The following is a 17,940-nucleotide window of genomic DNA, read 5'->3' on the forward strand; positions in this document are numbered from 1 at the left end:
GGTTTTATTTCGCCGTTCCCGAAGTGCCGGATCCGCTGGTGCCCGCGCCGGTGATCTGGTCGGCGATTTCGCTGAACTTCTCATTCAGCGCCTGGACAAAAATACCGTCGCTGCCAAAAATGGCGCCGATCGCCGCCGCCATCGCCGCCGCCAGAATGCCGTATTCAATCGCCGTCACGCCGCTTTCATCGCGCAGGAAAGACGCTAATTTTGCTCGCATATTATTCATGGGAAGATCTCTTATCCGCAGCCAAAGGAGCCATGGCAAATAACGGGCGCCATGACGCTAATAAGAGTAATAATGAGACTTATTATCAGGCACTACAAGACGCGGAACATTAATATTAGTTAATCTTTTAACTCGTCAAATTAACTATATAAATCAATAAGTAATGCATATACGCAGTCTGTGTGATGATAATAAATATGCAGGTTTTTTGCGGGGGTATTCACGCGTTAGCCGCGCTTAAGGCACAGATAGACGTTCAACCCGGGATTGGCCGACTCCAGGCAGAGTTTGCCGCCGTGCAGATCGGCGATGGCTTTCACCAGCGACAGCCCCAGCCCGTAACCGGGCTGCTGCGGTCCGGCATTCAGCCGCTGAAAACGCTGTAACGCCTTCTCATGCTGCTCGGCGGGGATCCCCGGCCCGCGGTCGGCGACGCTTAGCGCCATCCAGCCGCGGTATAATTTTACGCTCAGGGTGATGTACTTGCCGTGGGAGGCGTATTTCAGGGCGTTCTCAATCAGATTGGCCAGCGCCTGAAACAGCAAGGCGCGGTCGCCAAACAGCGGAATGCCGGCGTTAACGTCGATCACCAGACGGCAGCCGCGATCCTCGGCCAGCGGCTGATAATATTCGGCGATCTCTTCCAGCAGCGGCCGCGCTTCAATGCGTTCAAACTGGTGGATGCAGCGCCCGCTTTCAATCTCGCCGATGCGCATCACCGTGCGGAACAGCCCGAGGATTTTATGCACTTCGCCCAGCGCCAGATGCAGCTCGTCATGCAGCTCGCCGTGCGGGCCGACGCGCTCCGTCAGGTTAAACAAACGGTTTTGCAGATGCGTCAACGGGGTGCGCAGCTCATGGGCGATATGGCTGGAGGTGCTGCGCACCTGCTCCATCAGGCGTTCGATACGCTCCAGGTTCTGGTTGATATCCGCGCTCAGGGTATCAAAATCATCGCCATAGGGTGATAAGGGCATCCTCACCTGCTGCTCTCCGGTGCTGTAGCGATGCAGCGCGGCGCGGATTTGTTCAACGCTGCGCAAACTGCGCAGGCTGAAGTGGCGGCTGACGAACAGACAAAACAACAGCACGATAAACAGCCCGGCCCCGGCCACCAGCGGGATAGTGCGCACCCGCTCCAGCATCGGGCGGATGTTATAGGCGGTGAAAAGCACCCCGCCGTCGTCAAGCATTACCGATAGGCCGATCAGGTCGGGATCGTTTTTGCTGGAGAAGATCGCCTTCAGGCAGGCGACATCCATCCTGCAGTCGGCGCCGGGCGGGTTTTTCAGCGGATGGGTGTGATACAGGATGTCGCCGCCGTTATTGATGACGAGAAATAACGGCAGTTCATCGTTTTTGGCCTGATTATCCTGCCGCAGGTGGGTAATCAGACGCTCGGCATTGGTTAAACGCGCCTGCATGGAGTAATCATAAATATTACCCAGAATAACTTCACGGACATGGGTTCTGATTAGCGTTTCACTTAACGAACTGAAACCGATAATACACATCAGCATCATCAGTAAAAATAAAAAAACAATGGTGATCGCCTGCCGGAAATTGGAGGTGGATAAAAAACCGGGATATTGGTTTGCCCCGATTAATTGCCAGTGTTTTATTTTTAGCTGCCAGCGGCGCCCCAGCTTCTTTATTTTTATTTTATTCAGCGTCGCTGCCGGCATTCGTTCTATCCTTGTCAACAGAACCCAGCGCATAGCCCATCGCTCTTAGCGTTTTAATTAACGGCCGCGGGAAACCCTTATCAATTTTCGCCCGCAGTTTCGACATGTGCACATCGATCAAATTGGTCTGCGGATCGAAATGATAGCCCCATACGCGCTCCAGCAGCATGGTGCGAGTAATCGCCTGTCCGGGATTTTCCATGAGTATAATCAATAGCTTGATTTCTTTATCCGTCAGGTCGATACGCTGACCGCCGCGCCAGGCGACCCGTTGCAGACGGTCGAGCTGCAGATCTTCAAACGTCAGTACCGAGGAATTATCGGCATGGCGTTTACCGCGCCGCGCCATAATATCCAGACGCAGTCTCAGTTCATTAAAATTAAACGGTTTGCCGAGATAATCTTCCGCCCCCAGCTCCAGTCCCATCACCCGGTCGACGTCGCGATCCAGGGCGGAAAGCAGCATTATCGGCGGGTGGCGCGATCCCTGTAATTCACGCAGCACGGTAAACCCGTCCATAATCGGCAGCATTCGGTCCAGCAGCACCACGTCATAAACTTCGTCCTTTATTGCTTTTAACGCGTGTGCGCCGTCATGCACCATACGACAGGAGTGACCGTGCGAATGTAATTTGGAGCCCAACCAATGGCACAGTACAGAATCATCATCAACCACCAGTACGCGCATATTTTTCCCCTACCACGGCTATTCGCCTATTTAATTTATGGTTAATGCCTATTTATTATTTCAGGCGCCACAACAGGCAACGCCGATGACGCCCCCATCGGCGCGGCATCAGCAGAAAACATCAATTTAAGAATTATTAGACGGATAATAACAATCATTATCATTTAGTGACAAGTTATTTACCATCGACAGGAGTAATTTTGCGCCCAAGGATTGAGCAAGATCCCCACCGACTGAGCGGTGGGAATAGCGGGAAAGATAAAAATCAACGGGATAGGAGGTAACCGTCCCTCAGCCTTATTCCCTTTCGCTCAGCACCGCCTCCAGCAGGTCCAGCTCGCGCAGCATTTTTAGCAGCGTTTCATTGCTGATTTGCTGGGTGGCGCGCAGGTGATAAAGCTCCGCCCGTTCCGAATTCAGCGCCGTCAGCCGGAAACGGCGCTCCAGATTTTCAACCAGCAGATTGTGTTCCGGATCGCCCTGATCGGCGATTTGCCGGCGCAAATTGCCGATCACCCTGGCGCTGACTTCCTTCAGCACCTGCTCGTCAATATTCTCTTCACGATCGGCGGCCAGCCGCTCTTCCATTTTATGCAGGCTGTTGATGGCCACTTCCGCTACGGCGGCGCGCGCCATGCGCTCCTCTTTGACGTACACCGCCTTATCCACCATCACGATTCCCCGCAACAGCAGCGGCAGCGCCAGTACGCCGCACAGCAGGGAAAACAGGATCACCCCGGTGGCGATAAACACCAGTTGATAGCGCGACGGGAAAGCGGTGCCGTCGGTCAGCAGCAGGGGAATGGAGAGCACGCCCGCCAGCGTAATGGCGCCGCGTACGCCGGCAAAGGAGGAGATCCACAGTTCACGGGTGGTGAATTCGGCAAACACCATCGGCTTCTTTTTCTGGATATGCAGGCTGTATCTTTTCATCATCCACAGCCAGCCAAAGCGCAGAAATAACAGCGCCGCATAAATCACCGCGATATCGGTGAACAGCATCCAGGTTTCCACCGTGGGATCCAGCTGCGCCTGGGTGATCGAGGTATCCAGAATGCCCGGCAGCTGCAGCCCGAGCATAATGAACACCATGCCGTTAAACACGAACTCCAGCATCGACCAGACGCTGTTGGCCCGCAGCCGCATCGCCAACGGCGCATTGCGGATGATCCCGGACTGGCCGATGGTCATCCCGGAAGCGACCGCCGCCAGAATGCCGGAAACCCCGATATGCTCGGCGATCAGATAAGCCGCGAAAGGCAACAGCAGCAGCAATACGATTTGCGTCGCCGCGTCGTTGCCGCTCCAGCGGCTGATGATGCGCAGCGATTTACTGTACAGCCAGGTGACCGCCACGCCGGCCAGCAGCCCGCCCAGCGCCACTTTAGTAAACGCCAGCGCGGCGCCGGAAACGCTGAACACCATGGTTCCCATGGCGATGGCGACGGCAAACTTCAGCGACACCAGGCCGGAAGCATCATTCATTAACGCTTCGCCCTGCAGGATCCCCATCAGTTTTTTCGGAATGCGATCCTCGCCGACGATACCGGAAAGCGCCACGGCATCGGTGGGAGACAGCACCGCCGCCAGCGCGAAAGCGGCGATCAGCGGCATGCCGGGCACCATCCAGTAGATGAAGTACCCCACCCCCACCACGGTAATCAATACCAGGATCAGCGCCAGACCTATAATCTCGCGCCCGTGCTTGAGAAATTCGCGGGTCGGCGTCTTCCAGCCGTCGGCAAACAGCAGCGGCGGGATAAACAGCACCATAAACAGCTCGGGATTGAAATCAACGTGCAAACCGAACTGGGGCCAGGCGAGTATGGCGCCAACGGCGATTTGCATTAACGGCAGAGGAACCTGAAAGGGTAAAATTCGTGTAACCACCCCCGACAGAGAAACCATCAGGGTCAAAATAAGAATAGTAAAAAAGATTTCCATGCTTTCCTTAGACTATCTCCCGCTGCATTAAAAGGTTGACGATCGGCCTGCCCGTCCCTAGAGGTACGGCCCGACGATTTAACGCATTTATTCTGGCACTAAAACGGGCGCCTGAGCGTAGAAATTTCCACTTTTGCGCATTTTTTTTCACCCCCCGAACGCCAGCGGATAACCGATGACGCCTTGAGCGGGACGGCGCCGGGTTATTCCGTTTGCCACCACTCCACCCGCCGGGCAAAAGGATCGGCTTCATGCCAGATCTTTTCCGGCGTCAGGCGTAATACCAGCGCCTGGTTTTCACTGTAGGTTGGCCAGTTTATCTCTCCATGGGCGGGGCGCTGATGGTGAATAAAAGCGGCCCACAGGGCGTGAAGGGAGCGGGCGAAAGCGGCGTCCGCGATACGCTGATAAGGCTTGAGATGGCTGAGATCGGCGCCGTCCCGATACCACACATGCCCGGCTTCGGCGCCGTGGGGCGCCCCCAGTTCATCCGCCGCCAGCGCGCCGTAAAGATATTTATAAACCGGCTGACGGCGGGCGTGAAACCGGGCAAAACGGGTCGACGGATTGTGAAAAACCAGATCGCCGCCGATCGCCCGCCACAGGCCGAGCGCGCTGTGGCCGGGCAGCCGCGCCCGATAGCGCCGGACAATCTCCGCGCCGCGCAGTCCGCAGGGTCTGACGCGCGCATCCAGCAGGCGCGCCGCATCGGCAAAGCTCAGCGCGTCATGCATCTGCGAGTGGGTAACATATTCTCCCGTCGTGCAGCCAATCATCATCGGCACCGGCGCAATCAGGCCGGCTTCCGCCGCCCGCTCCGGGTGCGACGGCAATGAAATACCGTCGATAACCGGCACAAAAGGAGCGCCCAGCATGGTTATGGCGCCGTCCCGCGCATAATCATGCCGGTGATAGGACTCGTCACAAACGGATTTTTGCGCCAGCAGCAGGCGTTCCAGCGGCAGCGTCCTCAGATCGCGCGCGTCCGCGTTCAGCGCACGCAATACTCTGGCGGTCACCTTGCGCGCCTCATCCGGCGAAGCGAGCCCGGTACTCGCCCCGCTTTGCAGCAACGCCCGGGAAAACAGCCCCGCGGCCTGCGGCATCGCCATCACCGCGGCGACGGAAAAACCGCCGGCCGAACGCCCGGCGAACGTCACGCGCCGGGGATCGCCGCCAAAGGCGGCGATATTCCGCTGCACCCACCGCAAAGCCGCGATTTGATCCAACAGCCCGCGGTTATCGGGATATTCGCCGCCCAGATGCATAAACCCCAGCGCCCCCAGGCGATAATTCACACTGACTTCAACAATGCCGCCGGCGGCGAAAGCGCCGGTTTGCAACAGGGCTTCATTGGCCGAACCCACCGCGTACCCGCCGCCGTGGATCCACACCAGCACCGGCGCGCATCCGCCAAGGTCGGGAGTGCGGATATTCAGGGTCAAAAAATCGCTTCCCGCCGCCAGATGCGAGGCGGCGGCGCAGCCCACCGGCCCGTAGGTGGGATGCTGAGGACAGACGCTGCCGAAGGTTTTCGCCGGGCGGATCCCCGGCCAGGCCGCCGCCGACTGCGGCGCGCAAAATCGATTTTCCGCCGTAATCGGCGCGGCGTAGGGTATCCCCAGAAAGGTGGCGATGCCGTTTTCCATCACGCCTTCCACCCGGCCGGCCTGCGTTTCCACGATCATCATATTTTTTCCGCTACTCGAGAAGGATAAAAGCGAGGCTTCACAGCGCCTTGCGTAGCCCGACCAGCCGCTCCAGAATCACCACCACCAGCACCGAAATCAAAATCAGCATCACGGAAAGCGCCGCGATTTGCGGGTCGGTGGAGTATTCCAGATAGCGATAAATTTCGGTCGGCAGCGTTGAGGTATGGGTTGAGACGATAAACAGCGACAGCGTGGCTTCATCAAAGGAGATCAGAAAAGCGATCACCGCGCCCGCTATCAGTCCCGGCCGGATTAACGGCAAGGTAATACACCGGAATACCCTGAACGGCCGGGCGCCGTGGATGAGCGCCGCCTCTTCCAGCCGGGGATCAACCGCCAGCAAGCTCATGCTGATGGTGCGCACGGTGTAGGGAATGGTAATGCCCAGATGGGCCAGAATAATACCGCCATAGCTATCGAGCAGCCCCAGCGGCGCAAGCACCAGCATCAACCCCACCGCCAGCACGATATGCGGTACCAAAAACGGAGCGGCCACCAGAAATGAGATTAGCCGCCGTCCGCGGAAACGGTAACGGGTTATCGCCAGCGCAAGCAGAATGCCGGCGATGACGGCAATCGTACCGACGGTGACGCCAATGACCAGACTACGCCAGAAAGCGGCGATAAATTCAGCATTATCAATCACCTTGCGATAGGAACCCCAGGAGAAACTCTCCGGCGGAAAAGAGAGATATTGCCGGGTATCAAACGAAATGATCAACACCACGATAATCGGGGCCAACAGAAAAAGATAAATCAGCGCGATCAAGGCATGCCAGGCAACCCTGCCGGCCGCGATACGGCGACGCGTCATGCCGCGCCCTCCCCTTCCACGGAGCGCAACGCCCGTTGATACAGAAAAATAATGCCGCCGAACAGCAGCAACAGGATAAACGACAGGGCCGCGGCCAGCGTCCAGTTAAGGGTGACCGTGGCTTCGCTGAATATTTCCGTGCCCAGCACGAAAACCCGCCCGCCGCCCATCAGCCGCGGCGTGACGAACGCCGATATGCTCAGCACAAAGACCAGCAGGGCGGCGGTTAAAATCCCGGGCAGGCTTAACGGCAGAATAATGCGATAAAAGATCTGCCAGCGATTGGCCCCCAGGGTACTGGCGGCTTCCTCCAACTGGCGGTTCAGCCTGCCGAAGCCGCTCAGCATCGCCAGAATGGCGTAGGGCATCAGAATCTCCACCAGGGCGATGCCGGCCCCCAGCGCGTTATTGGTTAATTTCAGCGGGAACTCAATCAGCGATAGCCACAGCAATAGGCTGTTTATCACCCCCTTATCCCCCAGCAATACCATCCAGCCGTAGGTTCTGACCACCATTGAGGTCAGTAACGGCGCCACGGCCAGCGCCGTTAATACGCCTCGCCAGCGGCTGGTGCTGCGCACCAGGAATAACGCCACCGGATAGGAAAGCGCCACCGCCGCCGCGCTGACGCCAAGACCCAACGCCAGCGTATTGCCGGCCACCCGCCAGTAAAAAGGATCGAGCACGATGCTTTGATAAGACGCCAGCGTCCAGGCGGAATCGCCGCCGCTGAACGCCGATGGGGAAAGCGAAGCGCGCATCAGCCAGAGCAGCGGCGCAAGGAAAGTGACGCCCAGCGCCAGCAGGCCGGGCAACAGCAGCATTAACAGCAGGGCGCGCCGATGGGTCCGCTCTTTCATGGGGTTTTCCGCCGGATTAAGGTGACGTCGGCGGGATCGACGGTCAGGGTAATAGGATCGCCCACCTGCGGCGCATAGCCGACATGGGTAAATATCTCCGCCTGCAGCCGATGCTGGCCGCAAATCACCGTCAGCGACTGCACCTGCCCGCGATAGACGATACGCTCGACGATACCGCTGAAGCGATTAACGCCGGCGTTATTCCCCGCCAGGGCCGGCGCCAGGCGGTGAGGACGAATCAACAGCCGCGCCGTCTCGCCCGGCACCGTCTCGCCGGCAAGGCGAATGGCGCCTAACCCGGCGATTTCAGCCTCCCCATTCGCGGTTATGCGCGCCGAGAAAAAGTTGCCGTTGCCGATAAAGCGGGCCACGAAGTCGCTTTGCGGACGGTCGAAAATATCGCCCGGGGTGCCGATTTGCTCCAGACGGCCGTCGGACATCACCACCAGACGATCCGCCATCGACAGCGCTTCATCCTGATCGTGAGTGACAAAAATAGCGGTAACGCCGGTGCGCCGCTGAATGTCGCGGATCTCATCACGCATCTCATCGCGCAGCTTGGCATCAAGATTGGATAGCGGTTCATCAAACAGCAGCAGCGCCGGTTCAATCACCAGCGAGCGGGCAATGGCCGCCCGCTGTTGCTGCCCGCCGGAAAGCTGGCCGACGCGGCGATCGCCAAAACCGTTCAGCTTCACCAGATCCAGCGCTTTCCTGACGCGCTCATCCCGTTCCGTGCGGCCCACCCCGCGCGCGTCCAGACCAAAAGCGATATTCTGGGCAATGGTCATATGCGGGAACAGCGCATATGACTGGAAAACCATGCCGATATTGCGCTGATAAACGGGAATGGCCGAGATATCCCGCCCGTTCAGGCTTATCGCGCCGGCATCCGGCTCTATCAGCCCTGCGATCATGCGTAAAATCGTCGTCTTGCCGCAGCCGGAGGGACCGAGCAGCGCCAGCATTTCCCCCTGGGATAGCGAAAAGCTGACGTGGTCGACGGACGGCGCGGCGCAACCCGGATACGTTTTTACCAGATCGTCCACCACAACATGGAAATCAGACATATAAACCCTGTCGGCATCAAATCAGTTAACCGCTATGACTTCGCGGCGAATCCGCTGGATCCACGGCGCGTATTGTTCCGCCACCCAGGGCCAGTCCAGCGACATTTGCGCCGCCTGCGCCTCCTTGCTGCCGTAGATTCGTTCGGCGACGGCGTCCGGCAGCGTCACCGCCTGATTCACCGGTCCGTAGAAACTCTTTTCGGCAAACAGGGTCTGCGCCTGCGCGCCGATGGCGTAATTGACGAACAGCTGAGCCGCATGGGCATTCGCGGAGCCCTTCACCAGATTAATGGTGTTGGTCTGACCGATGCTGCCTTCTTTCGGCAAGGCGATGCCGATTTTGCCCCCTTGCGTATCGTGAAGATATTGCGCCCGGCCATTCCAGCAGATCGCCAAATCCGCCTCGCCGCTCTGAATCACCGCGTAGCAGTCCGGCGCCGGATCCCAGGTGGATACATTCGGGGCGATTTGCTTGAGCAGGTTAATACCCGGTTCAATACTCCGTTTGTAATCGCCGCCCTGCAGTCTGGTCAGAATGGGGAGCAGAATCACCCCGCGGGTATCCGCCAGGGGCGCCGCTATTTTCCCTTTGTACCGACTATCCGCCAGATCGTTCCAGCTGAGCGGAGGCTGTTTGACGTTATCGGTGTTATACAGAATGGACAGGTTATCCTGGGAGAAGGCGATGGTGCGGTTGGCGTCAATATTGGCCCAGGCGGGAATATCTTTTAAATTGCCGACGATGTTCGGATCGAGCTGCGCAAATAAGCCCTGTTTATTGGCGCGGATCGCCACCGCCACATCAATCAGCGCCACGTCTATCTTGGGATTATTTTTCTGCAGCGTCAGCAACGCCAGAGACTCGGCCGAATTCTTGCTTTGCTGGTAATTCACCTCGATATGAGGATATTTGGCTTTAAAGGGTTCGATAACGAATTTTTTATAATTATCGGCAAATACGCCGGAGAAACCGACGATATTAACCACCCCGCGCTCCTCCGCATGGGCCGAAACGGAAATCAGCGCGCAGCAGACGATGGCGCTTAGGCCAGCGGCCATATTTAATAATGAAAAGCGGGATAAGGTATTTTTCATTGGATTGCCTCAGATTAATCAAACCGCGTCAGCCGCGGGCCGCCATGCCGCATCAAGCACTCGCAGCCAGTTGTCGCCCAGCAGTTTCAGGATCAGTTCGGGCCGCCAGCCGCGGGCAAACATGCGCTCGGTCAGGTTGGGAATATCGCTGATACGCGCAATTCCCTGCGGCTTATTGATTTTTACCGAACCAAATTCGGTTAGCTTGCGAGCGGTGCCCTTATCCCGATTGGCCCACAGCAAATACGGTCCCGGCCGCGGACGGCCCTGAGAGAAGTCGGTACCGATGCCCACATGATCTTCCCCCACCAGTTCAATGACATAACTCATGGCATCGAGATAATCCTCAATGGTGGCGTCATTGCCTGCCGCCAGCCCCGGAGCAAACAGGCTGATGCCGACTATCCCGCCGTTTTCGGCGCAGCCTTGCAGCAACTCATCGGGCTTATTGCGTTTAACGTCCTTCAGCGCCCGCGGCAGCACATGGGAAATGCATACCGGCGCGCGTGAGCGTTGAATCACATCGGCGCTGGTGCGATCGCCCACGTGGCTTAAGTCGCACAGCACGCCGACGCGGTTCATTTCCGCCAGCACTTCCTTGCCGAACCCGGTCAATCCACCGTCATGCTCCTCCAGATACCCCGCGCCGGAGTAGTTCTGGGTGTTGTAGGTCAATTGCATCACGCCGACGCCCAGATCCTTGAAAATTTCGATATAGTCCAGCTTGTCTTCCAGCGGCGAGGTGTTTTGCCAGCCAAGAATGATCCCAGTGCGATTTTCCCGTTTGGCCGCGGCAATATCGGCCACCGTTTTCACCGGACGGATTAAATCGCTGTTCTCGCGCAGCAGGCGTTTCCACTGCGAGACATAGGCAATCCCTTCACGAAAATTTTCCCATAGCACGGAGGAGCAATTAACCGCGGTCAAACCCGCGGCGCGCATTTCAATAAAATTTTCACGCGTCCATTCGCTGGTTTGCAAGCCGTCGATAACCCTGGCCCGCTGGTGTAATTGCCTGGCGCTCATAAAATTATCACCTGAATATAATACGATTAGTTTCTGATACGGACTCAGTGGAATTGACGTTCAAGATGCGAAAAAGCTATTTCCCGCTGACGGGGAAAATAAATCCCGCCGATAGCTTTATTAATATTAGATTCTCTCATCCACCATTATTAACCCTTATTTACTATTCATTATTTGCATTCTAAGCCACCTTTTATGTGATTTGTTAATTATAAATTTCGCTTAGCTTATGAGCCAAATAAAAAACATTATGATTACATATTGGATATCGGCGTCACGATGCCGGTGACGAAATTCAGATTCGGGATAGCGGGGAAATCAGGAAAAACGCGGGAGAGGTATAAGGTTATACGGGGGACGACGTCCCCCGCATGCGCGCCGGATTACAGCGCCCAGCCGCCGGCGTAGAACGCCACCAGCGCAACGGCGATAAGCACGGTGCCGATATTCAGCTTGCGCCATTCGCCGGAGAAAATACGCCCCAGCACCAGCGAACCGAAGCCCAGCATAATACCGGTCACGATGTTGCAGGTCAGCACGATAAACACCGCACAAACCAGGCCCGACATCGCATCTACGAAGTCGTCAAAGTTCAGTTTGGACACGTTGCCCAGCATCAGCAAACCGACGTACATCAGCGCGGGCGCGGTGGCATAGCCGGGAACCAGATAGGACAGCGGCGACAAAAACAGAATCAGCAGGAACAGCACCCCGACCACCGTCGCGGTCAGACCGGTTTTCCCCCCCGCGGCGGTACCCGCCGCGGATTCAATATATACCGCCGCCGGAGAAGTCCCCACCAGGCTGGAAAGAATACTGCTGACGGAGTCGGAGGTCAGCGCTTTGCCGCCATTGATGATTTGTCCGTCCTTATCCAGCAGATTCGCCTGGCCGGCAACCGCGCGGATCGTTCCGGTCGCATCAAACACCGCCGTCATCACCAGCGCCAGAACGCTGGGCAATATCACTGGCTGCAACGCGCCGATAATATCCAGACTGAAGATCAGCGACGTCCCGTCCTCGCCGGTCAACGTCGGCCAGGCAAACCAGCCCTGATATTTCACGTTCGGATCGAAGATCAGGCCGATAATGGAAATCACGATGATAACCAGCAAAATACCGCCCGGAACGCGGCGCTTTTCCAAGCCGATGGTGGCAGCCAGACCCAGCAACGCCATGATAACCGGGAAAGAAGTAAAATCTCCCAGGGCGACGGGCAGGCCCTCAATCGGATTTTTAATCACCAGCCCGATACCGTTGGCGGCAATAATCAGCAGGAACAGGCCGATACCTATCCCGGTTCCGTGCGCCACCCCCAGCGGGAGATTACGCAGGATCCAGGTACGGATCCCGGTGGCGGAAATAACGGTGAACAGCACCCCCATCAGGAAAATCGCCCCCAGCGCCACCGGAATGCTGATCTGCTGACCCAATACCAGGCTGAACGCCGTAAAGGCGGTCAGGGAAATCGCACAGCCGATAGCCAGCGGCAGGTTGGCCCACAGCCCCATCAGCAATGAACCCACCCCGGCAACCAGACAGGTGGCGACAAACACCGCCGCCGGAGGGAAGCCGGCTTTGCCCAACATGCCCGGTACGACAATCACCGAGTAAACCATGGCCAGAAAGGTGGTTAATCCAGCCAACACTTCCTGACGCACGTTGCTGCCGCGCTGCGTTATTTTAAAAAATGCATCAAGCGCACTATCCGCCTGACGAGTGGTATTTGACATGGTGGTATCCCCTGAGATGTCATCATTATTAAGGTCAATGCGGTTCCGTTCACCCGGCCTTGCACCGGGCATGCGTCAGCCGACGCACCATGAACCATAAGGCCGTGCACGCAAACGATTACTTCGTGCGATGCAAAACCACAAAATTGAGCCAGGTTATGCGAAGCAAACGATTATCCTGCTTCCCCGGCGTCCATTTCAACTGCTAATCAACACTATTTACCTATAGTTGCCGCATAAACGCACGCCAGCCATTCCGCTGATAAAAAAACGGCGTCGGCAGATCGGCGGGAGAGAAACTGCGAACGGGGAAAGGTTTTGATGGACGACGGAATGAATCAAAACGGCAGTTTACTTCAAGCAAACTCGGCGTTCATTTTTTGTGACTGACATCACAAAAAAATTGACCGGCCATATCAACTCGAGTATGCTTTAAAACGTGACGAGAATCACAGAAATAAATTCGCTAACGAGGAATCCGCAAAATGAAACTGCTGAAAAAAATCATCGCCATATTTGAAAACACCAGCGTAAGCTTTGGTACTTTCAACCTCTGAGAACAGCAAACGTGAAGGGGATAAAGATGAATATTGTCCGTAAAATCAATAAGCTATTAAAAGCGTTGGGCAAAACCTACTGCGGTAGCAACCCCCTCGCCATTTTCCGTTAATCGTACCGGGTGATTGCCGCCCGGCCAGATTACCGCTGCGTCACTCACCGGCGCCGGATCCCGCTATAACGGCGTTCGCCAGCGCCGAAGTGCCGCGCAGCCCGCAACCCTCTCAGGCATAAAGCGAGACTTCCCCGTTGGGGCGGGTTTTGAAACGGCGATGCAGCCAAAGATATTGCTCCGGCGCCCGCATGATTTCCTTTTCTATCACTTTGTTCATGTAACAGGCGGCTTGCTGCTCGTCATTATACGGATAATCCTGCAACTCAGGCTGAATCACCAGCTTATACCCGGAAGCGTCAGGCTTGCGGATAAGCACCGTGGTGACCATCGCCGGCTTGGCCAAACGCGCAATGGTAAAAGTGCCGCTGGTGGTCGCCGCTTTCTTCACGGCGAAGAACGGCGCGAAAACGCTGCCTTTCGGGCCGTAGTCCTGGTCCGGAGCAAACCATACGGCTTCGCCGCCTTTCAGCGCGCGCACCATGCCGCGCAGATCCTTACGATCGATCATCGCCTTGTTGGAACGGGAGCGGCCCCAGGTTTGCACCAGCTCCATCACTTTATTGTTATGCGGCCGATACATCGCCATCAGCGGCCGGCACAGCCCCATCGCCCTGCCGCCCAGCTCCAGCGACATAAAGTGGATGCCAATCACCATCACCCCGCGCTCTTTGGCGCAGGCTTGCTGTAAATTTTCCAGTCCCGACACATCAAACCAGTGACGAACACGGCGATCCGACCAAAACCAGGCCATACCCGTTTCCACCAGCGCCATCCCCAGCGAGGAGAAATTATTGACGATCATCGCTTCCCGCTCCGCAACAGAAATAGCGGGAAAGCAAAGTTCAAGGTTACGCCGGGCAATCGCCACTCTGCGTTTAAGAAAAAAGCGGGAAAAACGGCCGACGCTGCTGCCGATTTTCATCAGCAGCGGATAGGGAAGTTGCACCAGCAGAAACAGGAAGCCGAGACCGAACCATGTGGCCCAGTAGCGAGGATGGAGGAAACCCCTGGTAAATGTTTGTTTAATTCTCATGAGACTCATCTTTAAGTGTTCAAAGCGCGTACCGCATAAAGAAAGCACTCCTGCACGTAACATCGACTATGACACTACCTACCGTATAATAGTTGCCGTCTTGCACGAAATTCAGTCTAACCGCCTCGGTCTTTATGGTTAAAGCCAAAGCAGGGAAAGCAGGTTTGGAAGGGGCATGAGAAGTATTCAGGTCCCACCTGCCAATCGGCAACAGCTGCGGACATGATACTCGATTCGGAATAAGGATAGGAGTAGTAATAATAGAAATAATTAAGCCCCTCAGAATATCTGCGGGGCTTAATGCATAATCAGGTGTTTTCAGCGATGAACCGGACGAAAGCGCTAAAGCCAGGTAAGATTCATCGGCGGAAGACCATTAGATTACGGAAACATTCACTGCTGATGGGCCTTTCTGGCCGCTTTCAACGCTGAATTCCACTTTCTGGCCTTCGTCCAGACTTTTGTAGTCGTTACCCTGGCCTTGGATGGCGGAGAAGTGAACGAATACGTCTTTGCTGCCGTCAGTCGGGGTGATGAAACCAAAACCTTTACCAGCGTCAAACCATTTTACCAATCCAGTCATTTTATTAGACATAGAGAATTTCCTTTATATATTTAGATAGCCACTATAGGGCGGAGATGGTCTGTAACAGTGATTACTTATGGGCACTTATAAGAAGGAAATTCGTCGGATAAGAGATTGGGTGCATCGCTTGAACTAGGAACCGCTTAATTACAATGTCTTTCATAAATAGGTCTGCATTCCAGGCCGTTGAAGCTATTAACGCACGAACGAATTTTTATAGCAAGCCTTTCTTGCAAAGAATCTTGATTATCCCTTTATTGCTTCAGGCCGACAGGAATAATAGCGAACGCCTTAATCAAGGCAATCATCCTGATCTTATCAGTCATAGCCATCTCGCCGATACTTCCAGTGGCGATATCCGCGGCCCGCGTCAAAACAGCGCCGCTTTCAACCCGTCCCATCGAATTAACCACACTCTCCCCTCACCGCGTCCTTGATCTTACCAGCGTGCCGATTAGGCGCGGAGAAATTCAGGCCGTAATCGGCCTCATCCAGAATATTTCAAAATGATCAAAGTTTTAACCTATCAAATAGCCAGAATTGATCGATAAACCAATCGTTTTATCAGGTCAATATAATTATATTGATCAGTTTTAGCGATCGATCAATAATGCTCCAAACAGAGCCAAACAGGGAATTATGATGGCCGTCGAGTCAATCTCATATGCTAAGAAGCACTATGTTATGGAACCCATCTATAGTTGCCGGAACCGGCTATTCGCGATGGAGCTGCTTACTCGTTTCAATGATCAGGGGCTGTATTCGGAAAAATACATTCAGCAGATGAGTTCATCTGAAAAGCAAGCGTTACTCGTGGATCAGTTGGAATCGATTACAACAAAGCAATGCTATTTTATAGATAACGACATACTGCTATCGGTAAACGTTGATTTCGCCATGGCGATGTTTTTGTCCCGAGATTCTTATATCAGGAATTTACTGGATAATTTACCCTTTATTCGTCTGGAGATAAGCGAAAACTTCCCGAACCTTAGTGATGGGCTACGTAATCCACTCCTGGCAAAACTCTATGAACGTTACCTGCTGTGGCTGGACGACTTTGGCAGCGGAAACGCCAATATCTATGCGCTCAGCCAGTCTACATTCAGCTACGTCAAGGTGGATAAGCATTTTTACTGGGAAATGATAAGAAACGGAAAGGAATATACCTTACCTGTACTGATATCAAACATTAAAAAATACTGTCAAGGCGTCATTATCGAGGGAGTACAAAACAATGCGGAATATTTCCTTTTAAAAAATTGCGACATAGACGGAATGCAAGGGCATATTTACCCGAGCTATAGATTAGATAATTTACCAATATTAAAAAAATGAGCCTACCGATCATATTATTAGTATCAACTTTAATCACTATCTATTCCTTCATAAAACACCGTAAAAATATAAATAAAGATAAATTAATAAAAAAACGGAAAATGAGAAAACGAAGGTTGCATAGATAATGACTATTACCGTGCCATAGCAATGGCAGGAAATCGCACTGCTCCCGGAACTGACCCGCCGCGCCCATCGGCCAGACAGCCTGACGGTCACTTTTGCGCCGGGTAGTAAAAACGTTGCGCGCACAGGATTGACGACATCAAAAATCGACCAGGCCATCTGTACATTTGATACGCTATTGTTTAGCGCCCCCTGAAACTTCGCGGGCAAATTATTCTTTTTGAATACATATGGGCCGCAAACCATAAACTGTTGCAGCAGACTCCGCGGCATAACAGTTCAATGTAAAAAATTTTGCTTTGGTGAAATTATATATTGATAAATAATATTTTCTTTCAAATCACTCCCCCGTTTAATTTTGCACTAAACAAAATTTTTCAATACTATTCAACGGCATAGCCTATCAATACGGGTCGGATCGATCGGCCAATCAATCATTTTAAGCAATTAATAAGGATATATTGATCAGTTTTACTGATCGATCAATAATATTCCGCACCTTCGTAAACAGGGAGTCGGAAGATGGTAGATTCAGTATTAGACTTAAACGGCAGGTGGCACTATGTTACCCAGCCTATTTATAATTGCCAGTACAAAATGTTCGCCATGGAATTGCTTGCCCGAGATAAGGATGGATGGCTGAGTACCAAAAAACGCATTCAAGCCATGAGCCCGTCAGAAAAGCAAATTTTATTGATTGAACAACTGGAATGTATTTCAGAGAAACGCTCATACTTCATTGATAACGACGTCCTGGTAACCGTAAACATCGATTTCGTCACGGCGACTTTCCTACTACAGGATCGCTTCCTGAGTGATTTACTGGACAGCTCCCCATTTATCCATTTGAAAATAGATGAAATGTTCCCAAATCTTAACGATGGGAAGCGCAATCCGCTGCTGGCGAAATTGCACGAACGCTATCCGCTCTGGCTGAATGATTTGGGCAGAGGCAACGCCAGCCTCTATGCCGTTACCCAGTCAGTTTTCAGCTATATAAAATTGGATAAAAATTTTTATTTAGAGATGATGAAAAGCAGCAAAGATCATATTTTCCCGGTGCTGGTAAAAAATATGAAAAAATTTTGTCGCGGCGTCATTATTGACGGCGTACAGGACTATGCAGAATATGAGTATTTGAAATGCAGTGGAATAGAGGGGATGCAAGGAAACATTTACCCGACATACCTGCTCGATAACTTACCGGAATTGCCAACGCAAGCCAGCACGCGACCGCCATGGCGCACATGATGTGTAAATCTTTTCTTTCCACTGTCCGCCGTTCGCTATCCGCAGCTGTTCAATCAGAACATACCCGTCATACTGCA

At 54.1% G+C, this 17,940-nt stretch carries 16 protein-coding genes; 2 read left to right on the forward strand and 14 right to left on the reverse strand.

The genetic code is table 11. The annotated features are described in order from the left end of the window. Positions 1–4: 4 nt before the first annotated feature. From MFP24_RS12890 to MFP24_RS12955, 14 genes are all read right to left on the reverse strand, one after another. A complete protein-coding gene (locus MFP24_RS12890; RefSeq protein WP_318011342.1) occupies positions 5–229 on the reverse strand; it encodes a Flp family type IVb pilin in 225 nt (74 codons plus the stop codon). A gap of 227 nt (positions 230–456) precedes the next feature. Beyond that, on the reverse strand, positions 457–1,914 hold the full coding sequence (locus MFP24_RS12895) for a sensor histidine kinase (protein WP_249230702.1): 1,458 nt from the start codon (positions 1,912–1,914) through the stop codon (positions 457–459). Continuing rightward, positions 1,892–2,602, reverse strand: coding sequence for a response regulator transcription factor (locus MFP24_RS12900; protein WP_249230703.1), 711 nt, complete (start codon positions 2,600–2,602; stop codon positions 1,892–1,894). Before MFP24_RS12900 ends, MFP24_RS12895 begins: the two co-directional genes overlap by 23 nt. Positions 2,603–2,899: 297 nt before the next feature. Continuing rightward, positions 2,900–4,546, reverse strand: coding sequence for a Na+/H+ antiporter (locus MFP24_RS12905; RefSeq protein ID WP_249230704.1), 1,647 nt, complete (start codon positions 4,544–4,546; stop codon positions 2,900–2,902). Between the two features lie 203 nt (positions 4,547–4,749). Further along, positions 4,750–6,237: a carboxylesterase/lipase family protein gene (locus MFP24_RS12910; protein WP_249230705.1), complete on the reverse strand. Its 1,488-nt coding sequence runs from the start codon at positions 6,235–6,237 to the stop codon at positions 4,750–4,752. A 37-nt stretch (positions 6,238–6,274) separates the two neighbouring features. After that, positions 6,275–7,072 (reverse strand): ABC transporter permease, encoded by a 798-nt coding sequence (locus MFP24_RS12915; RefSeq protein ID WP_249230706.1) that lies wholly within the window; start codon positions 7,070–7,072, stop codon positions 6,275–6,277. After that, positions 7,069–7,932, reverse strand: coding sequence for an ABC transporter permease (locus MFP24_RS12920; RefSeq protein ID WP_249230707.1), 864 nt, complete (start codon positions 7,930–7,932; stop codon positions 7,069–7,071). Before MFP24_RS12920 ends, MFP24_RS12915 begins: the two co-directional genes overlap by 4 nt. Beyond that, entirely contained in the window at positions 7,929–9,002 is a 1,074-nt protein-coding gene (locus MFP24_RS12925; RefSeq protein WP_249230708.1) for an ABC transporter ATP-binding protein, read from the reverse strand. The genes MFP24_RS12920 and MFP24_RS12925 overlap by 4 nt, the downstream gene beginning before the upstream one ends. Before the next feature lie 21 nt (positions 9,003–9,023). Next, positions 9,024–10,097, reverse strand: a complete 1,074-nt coding sequence (locus tag MFP24_RS12930) for an ABC transporter substrate-binding protein (RefSeq protein ID WP_249230709.1) — start codon at positions 10,095–10,097, stop codon at positions 9,024–9,026. An 18-nt stretch (positions 10,098–10,115) separates the two neighbouring features. Then, positions 10,116–11,123: a dipeptidase gene (locus MFP24_RS12935; protein WP_249230710.1), complete on the reverse strand. Its 1,008-nt coding sequence runs from the start codon at positions 11,121–11,123 to the stop codon at positions 10,116–10,118. A gap of 383 nt (positions 11,124–11,506) precedes the next feature. Beyond that, positions 11,507–12,856: an NCS2 family permease gene (locus MFP24_RS12940; RefSeq protein WP_249230711.1), complete on the reverse strand. Its 1,350-nt coding sequence runs from the start codon at positions 12,854–12,856 to the stop codon at positions 11,507–11,509. Positions 12,857–13,638: 782 nt separating this feature from the next. Then, the gene (lpxP, locus tag MFP24_RS12945) at positions 13,639–14,562 is read right to left on the reverse strand and encodes a kdo(2)-lipid IV(A) palmitoleoyltransferase (protein ID WP_249230712.1); all 924 of its coding nucleotides are present in this window, start codon (positions 14,560–14,562) and stop codon (positions 13,639–13,641) included. Positions 14,563–14,938: 376 nt separating this feature from the next. Beyond that, positions 14,939–15,157, reverse strand: a complete 219-nt coding sequence (gene cspA, locus MFP24_RS12950) for an RNA chaperone/antiterminator CspA (RefSeq protein WP_009114380.1) — start codon at positions 15,155–15,157, stop codon at positions 14,939–14,941. 245 nt (positions 15,158–15,402) lie between these two features. Continuing rightward, entirely contained in the window at positions 15,403–15,561 is a 159-nt protein-coding gene (locus MFP24_RS12955) for a hypothetical protein (RefSeq protein ID WP_249230713.1), read from the reverse strand. Between the two features lie 271 nt (positions 15,562–15,832). Here MFP24_RS12955 and MFP24_RS12960 point away from each other — a divergent pair, with 271 nt between their 5' ends. Both MFP24_RS12960 and MFP24_RS12965 read left to right on the forward strand, forming a co-directional pair. Beyond that, positions 15,833–16,486, forward strand: a complete 654-nt coding sequence (locus MFP24_RS12960; protein ID WP_263458493.1) for an EAL domain-containing protein — start codon at positions 15,833–15,835, stop codon at positions 16,484–16,486. Between the two features lie 648 nt (positions 16,487–17,134). Next, positions 17,135–17,863 carry an EAL domain-containing protein gene (locus MFP24_RS12965; protein WP_249230716.1) on the forward strand — a complete coding sequence of 243 codons (729 nt, stop codon included), beginning with the start codon at positions 17,135–17,137 and terminating at the stop codon, positions 17,861–17,863. Positions 17,864–17,940: the final 77 nt, after the last annotated feature.

It is taken from the genome of Brenneria tiliae (assembly GCF_023347575.1).
GTDB classification, from domain to species: Bacteria; Pseudomonadota; Gammaproteobacteria; order Enterobacterales; family Enterobacteriaceae; genus Brenneria; species Brenneria corticis.

Bases quoted from the DNA above. Each gene is read 5' to 3' on its own strand.
- MFP24_RS12900 (WP_249230703.1), bottom strand. From the start codon at position 2,602: ATGCGCGTACTGGTGGTTGATGATGATTCTGTACTGTGCCATTGGTTG.
- lpxP (WP_249230712.1), bottom strand. From the start codon at position 14,562: ATGAGAATTAAACAAACATTTACCAGGGGTTTCCTCCATCCTCGCTAC.
- MFP24_RS12965 (WP_249230716.1), top strand. From the start codon at position 17,135: ATGGTAGATTCAGTATTAGACTTAAACGGCAGGTGGCACTATGTTACC.
- MFP24_RS12930 (WP_249230709.1), bottom strand. From the start codon at position 10,097: ATGAAAAATACCTTATCCCGCTTTTCATTATTAAATATGGCCGCTGGC.
- MFP24_RS12895 (WP_249230702.1), bottom strand. From the start codon at position 1,914: ATGCCGGCAGCGACGCTGAATAAAATAAAAATAAAGAAGCTGGGGCGC.
- MFP24_RS12905 (WP_249230704.1), bottom strand. From the start codon at position 4,546: ATGGAAATCTTTTTTACTATTCTTATTTTGACCCTGATGGTTTCTCTG.
- MFP24_RS12925 (WP_249230708.1), bottom strand. From the start codon at position 9,002: ATGTCTGATTTCCATGTTGTGGTGGACGATCTGGTAAAAACGTATCCG.
- cspA (WP_009114380.1), bottom strand. From the start codon at position 15,157: ATGTCTAATAAAATGACTGGATTGGTAAAATGGTTTGACGCTGGTAAA.
- MFP24_RS12940 (WP_249230711.1), bottom strand. From the start codon at position 12,856: ATGTCAAATACCACTCGTCAGGCGGATAGTGCGCTTGATGCATTTTTT.
- MFP24_RS12910 (WP_249230705.1), bottom strand. From the start codon at position 6,237: ATGATGATCGTGGAAACGCAGGCCGGCCGGGTGGAAGGCGTGATGGAA.
- MFP24_RS12960 (WP_263458493.1), top strand. From the start codon at position 15,833: ATGGAACCCATCTATAGTTGCCGGAACCGGCTATTCGCGATGGAGCTG.
- MFP24_RS12890 (WP_318011342.1), bottom strand. From the start codon at position 229: ATGAATAATATGCGAGCAAAATTAGCGTCTTTCCTGCGCGATGAAAGC.
- MFP24_RS12920 (WP_249230707.1), bottom strand. From the start codon at position 7,932: ATGAAAGAGCGGACCCATCGGCGCGCCCTGCTGTTAATGCTGCTGTTG.
- MFP24_RS12915 (WP_249230706.1), bottom strand. From the start codon at position 7,072: ATGACGCGTCGCCGTATCGCGGCCGGCAGGGTTGCCTGGCATGCCTTG.
- MFP24_RS12935 (WP_249230710.1), bottom strand. From the start codon at position 11,123: ATGAGCGCCAGGCAATTACACCAGCGGGCCAGGGTTATCGACGGCTTG.